The organism is Corynebacterium canis (assembly GCF_030408595.1).
GTDB lineage: Bacteria > Actinomycetota > Actinomycetes > Mycobacteriales > Mycobacteriaceae > Corynebacterium > Corynebacterium canis.
On record NZ_CP047080.1, the window covers coordinates 2776190 to 2790981 of the forward strand.

Annotated in this window: 14 protein-coding genes; 6 read left to right on the top strand and 8 right to left on the bottom strand. The window is 60.5% G+C overall.

Annotated features, from left to right (window positions below; translation table 11 throughout):
* Window positions 1-160: 160 nt before the first annotated feature.
* The 3 genes from CCANI_RS12345 to CCANI_RS12355 all read left to right on the top strand — a co-directional run bounded on the left by CCANI_RS12345 (window position 161) and on the right by CCANI_RS12355 (window position 2665).
* Window positions 161-1525, top strand: coding sequence for an FAD-dependent oxidoreductase (locus CCANI_RS12345; RefSeq protein WP_146324596.1), 1365 nt, complete (start codon window positions 161-163; stop codon window positions 1523-1525).
* Between the two features lie 121 nt (window positions 1526-1646).
* Window positions 1647-2123 (top strand): GNAT family N-acetyltransferase, encoded by a 477-nt coding sequence (locus CCANI_RS12350; RefSeq protein ID WP_146324595.1) that lies wholly within the window; start codon window positions 1647-1649, stop codon window positions 2121-2123.
* Between the two features lie 44 nt (window positions 2124-2167).
* Window positions 2168-2665 (top strand): phosphoribosyltransferase, encoded by a 498-nt coding sequence (locus tag CCANI_RS12355; protein ID WP_146324594.1) that lies wholly within the window; start codon window positions 2168-2170, stop codon window positions 2663-2665.
* Here CCANI_RS12355 and purT read toward each other — a convergent pair.
* Together purT and CCANI_RS12365 are read right to left on the bottom strand one after the other, a co-directional pair.
* Complete coding sequence (gene purT / locus CCANI_RS12360; protein ID WP_146324593.1) at window positions 2662-3864, bottom strand: formate-dependent phosphoribosylglycinamide formyltransferase; 1203 nt, start codon at window positions 3862-3864, stop codon at window positions 2662-2664. The genes CCANI_RS12355 and purT overlap by 4 nt on opposite strands.
* A 117-nt stretch (window positions 3865-3981) precedes the next feature.
* Entirely contained in the window at window positions 3982-5271 is a 1290-nt protein-coding gene (locus tag CCANI_RS12365; RefSeq protein ID WP_146324592.1) for an adenylosuccinate synthase, read from the bottom strand.
* 71 nt (window positions 5272-5342) lie between these two features.
* Between CCANI_RS12365 and CCANI_RS12370 the strand changes: the two genes are divergently transcribed.
* A complete protein-coding gene (locus CCANI_RS12370; protein ID WP_186750276.1) occupies window positions 5343-6182 on the top strand; it encodes a hypothetical protein in 840 nt (279 codons plus the stop codon).
* Here CCANI_RS12370 and CCANI_RS12375 read toward each other — a convergent pair.
* Window positions 6179-7333 (bottom strand): FUSC family protein, encoded by a 1155-nt coding sequence (locus tag CCANI_RS12375; RefSeq protein WP_146324591.1) that lies wholly within the window; start codon window positions 7331-7333, stop codon window positions 6179-6181. The two genes, CCANI_RS12370 and CCANI_RS12375, sit on opposite strands and share 4 nt — an antisense overlap.
* Window positions 7334-8196: 863 nt before the next feature.
* Between CCANI_RS12375 and CCANI_RS12380 the strand changes: the two genes are divergently transcribed.
* On the top strand, window positions 8197-8697 hold the full coding sequence (locus CCANI_RS12380; RefSeq protein ID WP_146325764.1) for a transposase: 501 nt from the start codon (window positions 8197-8199) through the stop codon (window positions 8695-8697).
* The gene (locus CCANI_RS12385) at window positions 8697-9785 is read left to right on the top strand and encodes a DDE-type integrase/transposase/recombinase (RefSeq protein ID WP_290211329.1); all 1089 of its coding nucleotides are present in this window, start codon (window positions 8697-8699) and stop codon (window positions 9783-9785) included. Before CCANI_RS12380 ends, CCANI_RS12385 begins: the two co-directional genes overlap by 1 nt.
* Before the next feature lie 433 nt (window positions 9786-10218).
* Here the strand turns inward: CCANI_RS12385 and fbaA are convergent, their stop codons facing one another.
* The 5 genes from fbaA to CCANI_RS12410 all read right to left on the bottom strand — a co-directional run bounded on the left by fbaA (window position 10219) and on the right by CCANI_RS12410 (window position 14792).
* Window positions 10219-11253 carry a class II fructose-bisphosphate aldolase gene (gene fbaA, locus CCANI_RS12390; RefSeq protein ID WP_146325686.1) on the bottom strand — a complete coding sequence of 345 codons (1035 nt, stop codon included), beginning with the start codon at window positions 11251-11253 and terminating at the stop codon, window positions 10219-10221.
* Between the two features lie 111 nt (window positions 11254-11364).
* Window positions 11365-12579 (bottom strand): glycoside hydrolase family 76 protein, encoded by a 1215-nt coding sequence (locus CCANI_RS12395; RefSeq protein WP_146325685.1) that lies wholly within the window; start codon window positions 12577-12579, stop codon window positions 11365-11367.
* A gap of 30 nt (window positions 12580-12609) precedes the next feature.
* Window positions 12610-13275, bottom strand: coding sequence for a TrmH family RNA methyltransferase (locus CCANI_RS12400; RefSeq protein ID WP_186750440.1), 666 nt, complete (start codon window positions 13273-13275; stop codon window positions 12610-12612).
* Window positions 13259-13792 (bottom strand): orotate phosphoribosyltransferase, encoded by a 534-nt coding sequence (gene pyrE / locus CCANI_RS12405; protein WP_146325684.1) that lies wholly within the window; start codon window positions 13790-13792, stop codon window positions 13259-13261. The genes CCANI_RS12400 and pyrE overlap by 17 nt, the downstream gene beginning before the upstream one ends.
* Window positions 13785-14792 (bottom strand): TtfA family protein, encoded by a 1008-nt coding sequence (locus CCANI_RS12410; RefSeq protein ID WP_186750438.1) that lies wholly within the window; start codon window positions 14790-14792, stop codon window positions 13785-13787. The genes pyrE and CCANI_RS12410 overlap by 8 nt, the downstream gene beginning before the upstream one ends.

Consider the following 14792-nt stretch of genomic DNA (forward strand, 5'->3'; position numbering starts at 1 on the left):
ACGCTACTTTGCTCAGTAAAAAATGAGTGCTAGATACCCCCGTTACGCAGGGTTTCCCCATAGTGATCTTGACCTAACCTCGAGCAAAAGTGAGGACGCGCGACAGCGTATGGTAAGGAGGAAGAACAAAACCTCGAACAACTTCAAGGATGCCTATCTTATGTCTCGACCGCTGCGCGTAGCCATTGTTGGGGCCGGCCCCGCTGGAATTTACGCCTCTGACCTGCTCATGAAGTCCGAAACCCCCTGCACCATCGACCTTTATGAGCGGATGCCAGCCCCCTTCGGATTGATCCGCTACGGCGTGGCTCCCGACCATCCGCGCATCAAAGGCATTGTCAATTCGCTGCACAAGGTTTTGGATAAGCCGGATCTGCGGCTCTTGGGAAACGTCGATGTTGGCTCCGAGGTTACCGTCGATGAGCTGCGCGAATTCTACGACGCCATCATTTTCTCCACAGGTGCCACCGGGGACCGCGACCTGGATATCCCCGGCGCGGACCTTGAGGGTTCCTACGGCGCCGGCGAATTCGTAGGCTTCTACGACGGCAACCCGGAGTTCGAGCGTTCCTGGAATCTGGACGCAAACAAGGTTGCGGTTGTGGGCGTGGGCAACGTGGCCTTGGACGTCGCCCGCATCCTGGCTAAGACCGGCGATGAGCTGCACGTCACCGAGATCCCGGACAATGTGTATGACACGCTGAAAAAGAACCGCGCCGAGGAGATCCATGTGTTTGGACGCCGCGGCCCGGCGCAGGCGAAATTCACCCCGTTGGAGTTGAAGGAGCTGGACCATTCGCCGACCATCGAGGTGGTGGTGAACCCGGAGGACATCGATTACGACGAAGCTTCCGAGGCCGCCCGCCGCTCCTCGAAGACCCAGGATTTGGTGTGCAATATCCTCGAGCAATACGCCATGCGCGATCCCAAGGGCGCGCCGCACAAGCTGTTTATCCACTTCTTTGAAACCCCCGTGGAGATCCTCGGCGAGGACGGCAAGGTGGTGGGCCTGAAGACGGAGCGCACGGAGCTCGACGGCACCGGTAATGTTCGCGGCACGGGCAAGTTCACCGTGTGGCCCGTGGAGGCCGTGTACCGCGCCGTGGGTTATCGTTCCGACGCCGTGACTGACGTGCCGTTCGATAGCGAGCGCGCCGTAATCCCTAACGACGGCGGGCACGTCATCGACCCCGAAACCGGCACCGCTATTCCGGGCTTGTACACCACCGGCTGGATTAAGCGCGGGCCTGTGGGCTTGATCGGCAACACCAAGTCCGATGCGAAGGAAACCACCGATATCCTGCTGGGCGACTGGGCCGCCGGCGTGCTGGAGCCCGCGCCGCAGCCGGACGAGGACGCGGTGATCGAATTCCTGAAGTCGAAGAACATTGCCTACACCACGTGGCAGGGTTGGCATAAGTTGGATGCCGCCGAGCGCGGCTTGGGCGAGGCGGAAGGCCGCGAACGCAAAAAGATTGTCGAATGGGACGATATGGTCAGCCACGCCCGCCACGACGCCGAATAGCCCGCAAAACCCCATCGACGCTGCGTACGCGGCCTGTTGGGGGTTTTCTCACGTCACATTTTCCGGTAAATTAGGCGGTGCACAACCAAATATCTGTCCGTCCAGTGTATGTTGGATCGCCATGAACCATTACTTTGCTGTTTCTCATCTCTCCCAGCTCAGCGCCCTAGAAGTACATAAGCTGTACAAGCTCCGCGTGGATATTTTCGTGCACGAACAGCGCACGCCGTACGCGGAGATCGACGATGCCGACGCCGCACCCACCACCTTCCACGTCCTCGCCTGGGATTCCGAGAAACACTTGCTGGCCACCGCGCGCCTGTACCCGGAGCAGGATCGCTGGCACCTGGGCCGCGTGTGCGTGGCCAAGCAATACCGTGGCACGGGTTTGGGCGAGGAGACTATGCACCAAACCCTGCGCCTTGCGTTCGAGCAGGATCCGGCCCGCGATGTCTACCTCGAGGCCCAGGAGCAGCACGCCGAGTTCTACCAAAAACTAGGCTTCCGGCCCATCGGCGATGCGTTCGATTGGGACGGCGTTCCCCACATCCCCATGGTGTTGGAGAAGGACGCGCTAGCGAAGGTGTTCGCTAACTAAACCCTCACTAAATTGGGCACGACCTGCGCGGCTACAGTGAGTGCATGGCATACCATGCAGATTCCACCGAACTCACCAAGAAGGAAGTGCTCACCTGGGAGGGGTTTGGCACCGCTTCCCGTGAACTCGCTGCACAGATCGCAGCCAGCGGATTCCAACCGGAGATCATTATCGCTATCGCCCGCGGCGGACTCGTCCCTGCGGGCGCTTTGTCGTATGCGCTCGGCGTCAAGCTCAATGACACGATGAACGTTGAGTTCTATACCGACGTCAACGAGACCCTCCCCGACCCCGTACTCCTCGAACCCTTGCTCGATGAAACCTCCATCGCCGGCCACCGCCTGCTCGTGGTCGATGACGTCGCCGATTCCGGCCGCACCCTCGCGCTTGTATTGAAGCTGCTCGCCAACCAAGGCGCCGAGGTGCGAACCGCATGTTTGTTTGCCAAGAGCCGCGCCGAGATTTCCCCGGACTACGTGTGGAAACGTACGGACGAATGGATCGTCTTCCCGTGGTCGGAGAAACCCCCAGTGACCGGTTAGTGCACGGACACCTCGCCCGCCGCTTTACGGGCCCTGCCCCTAGCGACGGTGGTGTTTTCCGCCGTCGCTAGCGCCACTCCCATGCGCCGCCGCACATGCGCCTCGGGCTTACCAAAGAGTCGAACGTCCGTTTCCTCGATCGCCAGCGCGGCCGCCAACCCAGAGTACTCAACGGATTGCTTATCGACGCCGCCGTAGATCACCGCCGAAGCACCCGGCGACACGCAGGTCACGTCGATAGGCAATCCCAACACCGCCCGCGCATGCAATTCGAACTCGGATAGGCGCTGGCTCACCATCGTGACCATGCCGGTATCGTGCGGTCGCGGCGATACCTCGGAGAAATACACGTCGTCACCAGCGACGAATAGCTCCACACCGAACACCCCTCGGCCCCCGAGGGCCCCGGTGATCCGCGCCGCAACGGAACGCGCATTCGCCATTGCGATGGGGCTCATCTGCACCGGCTGCCACGATTCCACATAGTCGCCGTCCTTCTGCACGTGCCCGATTGGTTCGCAGAACCACGTGGCATCATCGCCGGTGGCGGGATCGATGGAACGCACGGTCAGCAGCGTGATCTCGTAATCGAAATTAACAAAGCGTTCGATAATCACCCGGCCGCCGGTCACGCGCCCACCGCTGCGAGCGTATTCCCACGCCGCGTACATTTCACCTTCGGAGCGCACCACGGATTGGCCCTTGCCGGAGGAACTCATCACGGGCTTAACCACGCACGGGAATCCCATGTGCGCCACTCCCTGCTGGTACTCCTCATATGTCCCCGCGAATGCATATGCGGAGGTGGGAAGCCCCAAGCGTTCGGCGGCTAGGCGTCGAATGCCTTCCCTATTCATGGTCAGTTGGGTCGCCCGCGCGGTGGGGATCACGGTGGTACCCGCGGCCTCCACCTCCACCAGCGCGCCGGTGGCCAAGGCCTCAATCTCCGGCACAATAAAGTCGGGTTTCACCCGCGCCACCAGCTCGTGGATGGCCACGGGATCGGTCATATCCAGCGTGTAGTAGTAGTGGGCTACCTGCTGCGCTGGGGCGTACTGGTAGCGATCCGCGGCGTGGACTTCCACGCCCAGCCGCTGGAACGCGATGGCTACTTCTTTGCCTAATTCACCCGAACCAAGCAGCAACACGCGAGTCGCAGTCTGCGAAAGTGGGGTGCCAATCTTTTCCGGCGTAAGCACGTCGAAGATGCTCCTTTTATCAGTTCAAAGGCGATTGAGGACTACCCAAAGTATAACTAGCCATCAGTTTGCATTCAGAGTTTAGTAATCGAACTTTTGCGCTACCAGACCCGCACGCTAGGACTCCATCACGTCATGGATCACAATCGTCTGGTCCCGGCCCGGCCCCACGCCGATATAGGAAATCCGACACCCAGACAATTCCTCCAGCCTGCGCACATAATCTTGCGCCCGCTGCGGCAGCTCCGCAAAGGTCTTGCACCCGCTGATGTCTTCCTCCCACGCCGGCATGGTCTCGTAGATCGGAACGGCATGGTGGAACTCGGACTGCGTGATGGGCATCTCGTCGTACCGCTTGCCGTCCACGTCATACGCCACGCAAATCGGAATCTCGCCGATCCCCGTCAGCACATCCAGCTTGGTCAGGAATAAATCCGTAAACCCATTCACGCGCGAGGCGTACCTTGCGATCACCGAGTCATACCACCCACAGCGCCGCTTGCGGCCCGTGTTCACCCCGACCTCACCGCCGGTGACCTGCAGGTATTCGCCCCATTTATCAAAAAGCTCCGTGGGGAACGGCCCCGCACCCACGCGGGTGGTGTACGCCTTCACAATCCCCAACGAGGAGGTGATGCGCGTCGGCCCGACCCCGGACCCCACGCACGCGCCACCGGCCGTCGGGTTCGAGGAGGTGACAAAGGGATAGGTGCCGTGATCTACATCCAGCATGGTGGCCTGGCCCCCCTCCATAAGCACATGCTTGCCGTTATCCAGCGCCCGGTTCAGCTCCAGCTCAGATTCCACCACCATCGGGCGCAGCCGCTCGGCGTACCCCAAGAAGTACTGCACGATTTCCTCCGCAACGATGGCTTTGCGGTTATACATTTTCACCAGGATCTGGTTCTTTACATCCAATGCGGATCCTACTTTTTGCCGCAAGATGGATTCGTCGAAAATGTCCTGCACGCGGATGCCTACGCGCGAAACTTTGTCCGCATACGTCGGCCCAATGCCGCGGCCGGTGGTTCCGATTGCCCGCTTGCCCAAAAAGCGCTCCTGCACCCGATCGAGCACCTGATGGTACGGCGCCACAACATGCGCATTGGCGGAAATCCGCAGGCGGGAGGCGTTGCACCCCCGGGCTTCCAGGCCATCGATCTCATCGAACAATGCCTCGAGGTTGATCACCACGCCGTTGCCAAGCATTGGCACAGCGTTTTCTGAGAGTACGCCCGCAGGAAGTAGCTTCAACTCGTACTTTTCACCGCCCACCACAACCGTGTGCCCAGCGTTGTTGCCGCCGTTGGGTTTGACCACGTAGTCGACCTGCCCGCCGAGAATATCCGTGGCCTTGCCTTTGCCTTCATCGCCCCATTGGGCGCCGACGATTACGATTGCGGCCATTGAAAAGTCACTTCCTGTAGGAATGTAAAGAAGACGGCTTAAGATTCTACTACGCGGTAAACTCTCATTCCATGCGCGTGCACGTCCTCGTTTGTGGCCGCCACGAGGGCACTGTCCCCGGTGGCCTGAGTGTTGATTATCTGCCGGAGCTTCCGGGCCGCCGCGATCTCGCCTTGTTGCCCGCCTTGGCCGCCGAGCATCTGCCGCACGATCCCACGCCCTCCCTCGCCGATATCGCCCGCCAGCCCGACGTCGCACACTTGAGCGAACCGCAGCCCGCGCCCCAGTTCGAACACTTATCCGAGCCTCTGCGCATCGTGGTCGCCGGTTCCGACGCCGCCCTATCCGCGATCCTCACCCGCCTCATGCGTATCGACGCCCTCTGGGCCGAGCTCGCCTTTATCCCCCGGCAAGACTCCCCCACCGCCACCAATTGGAGCATTAGTTCGGACCCTTGGGAGATCGCCCTTTCCGGCCAAGTACGCCCCCTGCCATTAATCCGCGACGATGCCGGCATCGCCGTCGCCGGATCCGCCTCCATCACCTCCTGGGACGGCGCGGAACTCTACGGCGAAATCATCGTCGATTCGAACACACTTTGCACCGGTCTCGAGGCCGGCAATCGACGCAAACACGGCGTATATGGTGCGCGCCTTGTCCCCATGCTCACCGCCCCCGGCATCGCCGCCGTGCCTTATACCACCAGCCTCGAGCCCCGCACCGGCCTGCTGGGTTTGCGCGATCGCAGCCCCCGCGGCGCCGTGGATCCCAAGCATCTCGCCACCGGCCGCGCGCTCCAGGCCGGGGGCTCAAACCTCAAGGTCACCGTCGACGATATCCCCCGTCCTCGCCCCGTCGAGCGCGTCACATTCTATCGCCACCTTCGCGACCTCCAAGCCGTCCGCCCCTAACCATCCCACACCTCGGGCGGCTGCGCAGGCGTCTCTGACGTGGGCTTTAGCACCGCCGCGGCGCTCCGACGCGATAACCCACAGATCTGCAAAAGGTCCACGATCAACGACCTCGACTGCGCCAAAATCACGTGCGCCGATAGCACCCTTCCCTTTGCGACGTCCACCCCAACCTTGCCGCCCAGCACCCGCAGCCGCCGCACCAATACAGGCAATTCGGTATTCTCCATGACCTGACCCTTGCCATCAAAAAGCTCATAAAGGCGACGGGTGATGGCACCGAGTTCGGCGATGATCTCGATCTGCTCCTCCGAAACGGTATCCCCATCCTCCGCGAGTATGAGTGCCCGGCGGGCCAATACGCGGGTATTCCGAATGGCGTTATCCACCGGATTAAGTATGCGAATGAGTGAGCGAACGCGGCGGCGTTGGTGCCACAGCAAGGGCGAGACGTCGAGACTCTCCTTGCCAGCCTTCGCAGCAGCAATCATCGCGTTAATGCCACCCTGCGTACCCCGCGCACTGGCGAGCGCGGCCGCAATCTCCTCCGTATCATTGGTGCGCAAAGCGGCGGCCACGCGATCGAGCACACTTGCGGTAATGCCGAGGATCTTGGCGATCTCCTTGCGGCCACTGCGCAGCGGCGACTCCGGAAACACGCCCATCACCACCAAGCCCACCATGCCGCCGATAAACGCGTCGATCATACGATCGGTTCCACCCGAAGAACCCGGCGGCAGGATCGTCGCAATCAGGATCGAAGCGAACGCCGCCTGATTGGCCACGAGCACGCCCTTATCTATGAACGTGCCCATCGCGATCGCCAGCGTCACCGCCACCGCGATCTGCCACACGCCGGTGCCGACGCCCGCAATCATCAGGTCGCCAAGCCCCACCCCGAGACTCACACCGGCCACCAGTTCTAACGACCTCCGGAACCGCTCGCCACCCGTCGTAGACAGCACAATCACCGTGGACATCGGCGCAAAAAACGGCTGCGCATGGCCCACTAGGTTCAACGCGACCCAATACGAAAGCCCAGCGGCCAAGCCCACCTGAATAATGTACAGCCGGGAGGCATTAAGCCGCCGAAATCCAGCCCCAATGCGAACTGCGGCAAGCTGCTTGATGCGTGAAGTTGCGGCTGACATTTCGAACCCGCGATCCCTCCGACCTAGATGGCTAAACGTGCGTCACCCCCATGGTAGCGCCCCGATTGGATAGGTCCCGCCGAGACGAAGGGCGCACTCGGCGGTGCCGAATCTCTGCGGGCCACCCTGCGTTGCGCCACTCGGTCCGGCATGCCATTCGGTTCGGCATCCCACTCGGTTCGGCATGCCACTAAATAGCGCGTCGTCGGCCTGTTGGCTGGCTGTGGGGATGGGTTGTGTGCGGCACATGAAGTTTTTTACACACGAAACCCGGATTTTGTGTAATTTTCATCGCTCAGGGCCACCCAGGGCCACCGCCGCGATAGTTTTTACACAGATTTCGGGATTTTGATGTAAAAAATATCGGTAGACACCGTTCAACTCCGCAAAGGTGAATAGGTTGCGAGCGACCCACCATGTCAAATGGGGTCAGTTAACGCAATTCGTCCATGGTCGACCAAGGGTAGCGAATTTCGAGGCCTTAGCGGGGCTGCTACGGCGAAAATTCGATAGGGTCCAACCATATATCATTTTGTAGCTACTTTCCGGGCATGTGCCAAACATCTACAGCGGGCACACTTCAGACACATCAAATCAACTTGGGGCACACCGCAGTAGACCGCCCGCCAACGCGACACCAAACAGCACGTAGTCGACCTGGTAGCCGCGGTGGGGATGGGTTGTGTGCAGCACATGAAGTTTTTTACACACGAAACCCGGATTTTGTGTAATTTTCATCATCCTGGGCCGCCTGGGGCCGCCGGCGCGATATGTTTTACACAGATTCGTACCTTGCCATTGAAGATGTGAACTTTCGGAAGCTTCCCCGTGATGGTCATGGGGATGAGGAAGGAAGGTTCAAGATGTCTGTACAGATCCCTCCGGTAGATCCGGACCGGACGTTTACTGCGGAGCAGCGCCGGGAGATCGTGTTGGCCCATGCGGAGACCAAGCATGGTCTGAAGGGAGAGTTCCTCCGGGCGGCCGGGGTGACGCCGCGGCAGTTGTATTTGTGGCGGCGGCAGCTTGCGGCGGGCACGCTCGACATCGGGTTAACACCGCGAGAAAATATTCCTATGAGTGATGAAAATATCGTGGAGTTTTCTCGGCTGACACAGCGCAATCAGGAGTTGGAGGCGCTTAACGCCGAGCTGGGGGCGGAGCGTGCGAAGCTGGAGACCGAGCGCGCGAAGTGGGAGACTGCGCGCGCGAAGTGGGAAACACGTCACGCCAAATTGGAGGCGCGGATCGCTGAATTGGAAAAGGTGGTTGCGGATAAGGATGCTGCCACCACTGCGCATGCCAAGGCGGTGGAGGCGATGGGAAAAGCTATCGCCGCCATGCAAAAATATACCGATCGTTGATGCGTGGTGGCCGGAAACTTTCCCCAGAGCAGCAAGCCGATTTCGATGAGTTCGTTAAGCTTGAAGACCATATTTTAGAGTTGCTTGCGGCGGCTGGCTATACCCAAAACGCGGCATTGAAGCTGCTTGGGCTTGCGAAAACAACCCTGTATTACCGGCGGCATCCGCGGCCGAAGAAACCACCACAACACCCAAAGGCCGCGCCGCCGAAAACGATTAGCGCCCCGGAGCGTCAACGTATCGCCGCATTGCTTCGCGACGGTCGTGAGCAGGGATTATCGGTCTATAAAATCTTTTTCAGCCATGTCGATTCCGAGGAGCCCTTGCTCGGCTCATTGCGGACGTTTTACCGCGTGAACAATGAAATCAAAACGGTGCCAGCACCGCTGCGCCACGGCGCGCCACGGGCGCCGCAACCACCACGAATAGTGACCGCGACACGGCCCGGCGAAGTCCTGTGCTGGGATATCACCTGGCTCCCCGGATCCTTTATGACCAAGGGATTTCACCTCTACACCGTGCTGGACTTGCACTCCCGTAAAATCGTCGGCCACACCGTACAACTGCGCCAAGACAAACACATCGCCACCGACCTCATCGCCCAAGTCATCGCCGCCGAGCAGCTCAACCACGCCAAGGTCCGAGTCCTGCACACCGACAACGGTGCTGTCATGACCTCCACCCAAATGCGCCAAATGCTCGACGCCAACGGCGTAGAACTCTCACTCATCCGCCCCGGAGTATCCAACGACAACCCTTTCGAAGAATCCTCCCACCGCACACTCAAACACCACCGCTACGCCTTAACCAGCTACCCCAATATCAAGGCCGCCGCCAACACCATGGCCTCCATCATCGACGCCTACAACAACCACGACCCACACAGCGGCCTCGCCGGATTCACCCCACAACAGGTCTACACCGGCGAATGGAAACCACTACTCAAACACCGCAAAGCAAAGGAAGAAATCTACTACAACACCTACCCCCAACGACGCCCACCACGATCCATGTTCCAACCACCACCAGCCACCGTCGGCATCAAAATCGGAACACCACCACCAACCCCACAAAACCAAGTACAATAAAACCAAGAACAATCAAAGAAGTTCACAACTCAATGGCACGCGGCGATTTCTGGATTTTGGTGTAAAAAATATCGGTAGACACCGTTCAACTCCGCAAAGGCGAATAGGTTGCGAGCGACCCACTGTGTCAAATGGGGCCAATTAACGCAATTCGTCCATAGTTGACCAAGGGTAGCGAATTTCGAGGCCTTAGCGGGGCTGCTATGGCGTTTCCCCAGGAAGCCACCCTCGGCGAACAGGGAAATCGCCGTTGCGGAGGGGCGCAAAGGGGCGGGCGCGCGCGGGATGATTATGACTTTATGCACTTATGGGCGTAAAGAATCCCGCCGGGGCGATCGAACGGAGTGTTCGGACCCAAGCGGGATCAGTCAGGCTAGCGACGCACCAAGCTGAATAGCAGCACACCTAGGCGATGCTGCACCGAGCCGAGTGGTTACTTGCTCAGGGTGGTGCCAACCGAATGCAGGTCGCGGCAGGCTTCGACCACACGATCGGCCATGCCTTGTTCGGCCTTCTTCATGTAGGAGCGGGGGTCGTAAACCTTCTTGTTGCCAACCTCGCCGTCGACCTTCAGCACACCGTCGTAGTTGGTGAACATGTGGCCAACGATGGGGCGAGTAAAGGCGTACTGGGTGTCGGTGTCAACGTTCATCTTGATCACACCGTAGGTCAGCGCCTCTTCGATCTTCTCCTTCTCGGAGCCGGAACCGCCATGGAACACAAAGTCGAACGGAAGGGAACCGTCGGCAAGGCCGAGCTTCTTGATGGCAACCTTCTGGCCCATGTCCAGCACCTCTGGGCGCAGCTTGACATTGCCCGGCTTGTACACACCGTGCACATTGCCGAAGGTTGCTGCCAGCAGGTAGCGGCCGTTTTCGCCGGTGCCTAGGGCGTCGATAGTCTTGCCGAAGTCTTCCTCGGACGTGTAGAGGTTCGCGCCGGCCTTAGCCTCAACGCCGTCTTCCTCGCCGCCGACAACGCCGATTTCTACCTCGAGAATAATGTGGGCTGCGCGTGCCTTGGCAAGCAGCTCCTGAGCGATTTCCAGGTTTTCATCGATCGGAATTGCGGAGCCGTCCCACATATGGGACTGGAACAGGGGAAGCTCGCCGCGATCCACACGCTCTTGCGAAACGGCGATCAGCGGGCGGACGTACTCATCGAGCACTTCCTTCTGGCAGTGGTCGGTGTGCAGCGCAACGTTAATGTTGTAGCTCTTTGCCGCCTCGTGCGCGAAAGCCGCCAGCGCCAAGGCGCCCTTCACCTTGTTCTTCACGGAGAGGCCAGAGCCGAACTCTGCGCCGCCGGTGGAGAACTGAATGATGCCGTCCGATTCCGCCTCCGCGAAGCCGCGAAGCGCAGCGTTAATGGTTTCAGAGGAGGTGCAGTTGATGGCTGGGAACGCAAAGCCGCCCTTCTTGGCGCGGTCCAGCATCTCGTTGTAAACCTCGGGGGTTGCAATAGGCATATAAGTTCCTCCAAGTAGATGGTTTCTTCTGTTTTCGATTATGCCCCGATGCAGGGCCTCGGGTCAGGCTCTTCTTATACTTTATTGGTTTCCACTACCGAATTTGTCTGGTTAACGTGGGGATACTTCCGAATCGCCACCAAAAGTGACGTTGGACACTTTGGCAGCCGCTTCCATTAACATCCATCCGGACAGTTGCACGGACAGGTCCCGCTCCGGCACTTGCGAGCTGGTCACAGCACCCGCGATAGAAGATCCGACGGGCCCGGTATTGCGTGGAAGTTTCGCGTCGGCGGTCCAATCGGCGGCAAATACCGGCAGCCCATCCACCTCCAAACGGTGATTCCACACGCTGTGAGCGGAAGCGATCACAAGCCGCGAGGCCAGCTTCTTTGTCGCGCGATTCAGCTTGGTATCCCCGGACAACCGCACCGCCACCTCCGCCAGGTATCGAACAAGGATTCCCTTAAACAGGCCGCCGTCGCCGCCGCCTGTCTGCCAGTCGATCACCCCGGCGGGGGTGGCCATTTCGCTGGCCACCGCCTGCACCAGCTCGCGGATCCGGATCACGTACGGCATGGAAGGTGAAACCTGCTCCACCCCCTCCACCGAGGCGAAATCCGCCTGATTCTCCACCCCGGATTCCTCCCGCAGCCGATCCGCGATCTCCAGACAGGCGCCGATCATCACGCCCTGGCAATACGGATGAATGTCCTTGACCACCTCCGGGCCGTGCATGCGCAAGCGGATGCCGTCCATGACCAACCCGCGATCGTCGATAAGGTTGTCGAACACCCAATCGGTCAGCGCGCGGGCCTGCTCCACATCGCCAAGCCGCGCCATCATGATGGCGGCCGGCCCATTCGTAGGCACGTTGTAAAAGGTTTCCCGAGTGCGCCACGGCAGCACCCCCGTCAAAGAATCAATACCTGCGAAAATATCGCTCTCCAGCGCCCGCAACCCCTTGGCAAAGCGCTGCCGCCGCAGCAAACCTGCGCGATGAGCGGCAAGCGCCAACCACGCCTTATCGTCGTAGTATCGGTTGTGTTTCCAGCTCCGCAGGTTACGCACGCGGATCCCCCGCTGGGTATCCTTGATCCGCTGTTGCCGCAGCCGGGTATTGCGGCGTTGCGCGGCATCAACCAAGCAATCCAGATAGTGCGCCTGCCACCAATAATGCCAGTGTTGGAACAAGTTATCGCGCGTCGTCGGCGGCCAGCAAACAACGCAGAGGTTTGTTTTGGGTATGCCCCAGAGGCGGCGTGCGTGCCTATCGTTGATCGCCGCTTCGGCGAGGTCCGCGCGATGAGCCCATTTTTCTTCCACGTCGTCAGCCTTTCTTAAACAGAAATTGTGCTACCAGGCGAGTGATAAGTCTGCATGTTGCCGGATCCATGCGTGCATTGCAATCCCTGCCGCCACGCCAGCATTGATTGACCGAGTGGAACCGAACTGGGCAATCGAACACGTCATCAACGAGCCCTCCCGCGCAGCCGCGGTCACTCCCGGGCCTTCCTGCCCAAACAGCAACATGCAATGCTCGGGCAGCTCCGCAGTTTCCAACGGCACGGACCCCGGGGTGTTATCAATGCTCACCACCGTCAGCCCATGCGCCTGAGCCCATGCTAGCAGGGAATTCACGTCCGGATGATGCAATAAGTGCTGATACCTATCGGTCACCATCGCGCCCCGCCGATTCCACCGCCGCCGCCCCACGATGTGCACGGTGTCTACGGCGAAGGCGTTTGCGGTGCGCACCACCGTGCCGATATTCGCGTCGTGCTCGAAGTTTTCTATTGCGATATGCAGGCTGTGCCGGCGCGCATCAATATCCGCGACGATCGCTTCTCGGGTCCAGTAGCGGTACGCGTCCACAACGTTGCGTCGGTCGCCTTCCGCCAGCAGCGCGGCGTCGAAACGCGGGGAGGTGGGCAGCGGTTCCCCCGGGTGTTCTTCGGCCCAGGGCCCCACGCCCACGCTGGTGCCCCATTCGGTAGGGCCAGGCTTATCCAAGGCCCAAATCCTCCAACCCCAGCAGGTACCGGTATTCCAGGCCTTGCGCTGCGATGACCTCCCCTGCGCCGGTGGCACGGTCCACCACGGTTGCCACGCCGACCACTTCCGCACCGGCGTCGCGCAATGCCGCCACGGCCGTGAGTGGAGAGTTTCCTGTGGTGGTCGTATCCTCCACTACCAGCACCTTCTTGCCCACGATATCGGGGCCTTCGATGCGCCGCTGCATGCCGTGCTTTTTCGCTTCCTTGCGCACCACGAACGCGTCGATGGGCCGCCCAGGCGCGTGCATCACGGCCGTCGCCACCGGGTCCGCCCCCAGCGTGAGCCCGCCTACCGCGGCGTAATCCCAATCAGCGGTGAGTTCCCGCAACAGCTCCCCAATGATTTTCGACGCCCGGTTGTGCAGCGTCGCACGCCGCAAATCCACGTAGTAGTCCGCCTCCGCCCCCGACGAGAGGGTGACCTTCCCGTGCACCACGGCGAGCTCCTTGACCAAATCGGCGAGCTCTTGCTTGTTAGCCATTCTTTTCTCCTTTGTGCTTCCCGTCCACTGTAATGCCCAATTCATCGGATAAATCGTCGAAAATGCTGGAGCCGCGGGAAAGGTCCCGGGCTACCTTTGGCGAGATGAGTTCATCGTCGGCGGGCCGATAGCCGCGATCGCCAATACTATCGACGGCGTCGCCGCCGACCATATGTGCGGGAAGCTCGCCGCGGGATTCCGCCACGGTGCGCGAAGGCAGATCCACGGGCGGGCGCATGGGTTTCGGCTCGAAGCGCGGCTCCGGTTCGGGTTCTGGTTCTGGATCGGGGTCTGGTTCCGGGTCGGGCTGGGATTCGGGGGCGGCTTCCGGCTCGGGTTCCGGATCATCCAGCTGTTCGAGCGGCTGCGGAAGCGGGCGGGTGGCATCCCCACCGGCAAGTTCGAGCGGTAAGGTTTCCGCAGGCGGGAGGGCACGCGCGGCGTCGGCAAGCAAGGTCAGGGGTTCCAGGGACGCCATTTCATCGGTGACGCGGGCAACCACCCACTCCCCCTCCAGCCAAATATGGTCGGCCTCCTCCAGCGCCTCGAGGGCGGCATCCACCCGTTCGTCCACGAAACGCTCGGCCGCGCCGCTATCGTTGGAAACCACGGCGAACCCGGAGGTGTAAAGAACCCGCTGCAGATCGCTTTCAATCGCATCAAACGCGTTCGCCCGGATCGCTTGCACAATCACGTTCGAGGTCGCCCCGCGGCGAATGCCCACAAAGGTTTCCTCCCCGATATCGGCGATGGAAAAATCAACGCCGCGCACCGTTCCGGAAACAACATCGCGGGCGGCGCCGTGGCGCTCGTTGTGCGTGAAATCCCAGTGCTGCGGCAAATGCTGGTTCTTGCGGGAGTAGGAATAACCTTGGGATTTCGCCCAATGCTTCCGATCGCTATTCGAACCTACGGACTGCCGAGCGTCCCAAAACCAAAGCGCGCCACCGCACGCGCCGAGGGCGACGCCTGCGCAAATGACCAAAACACCATATATCAC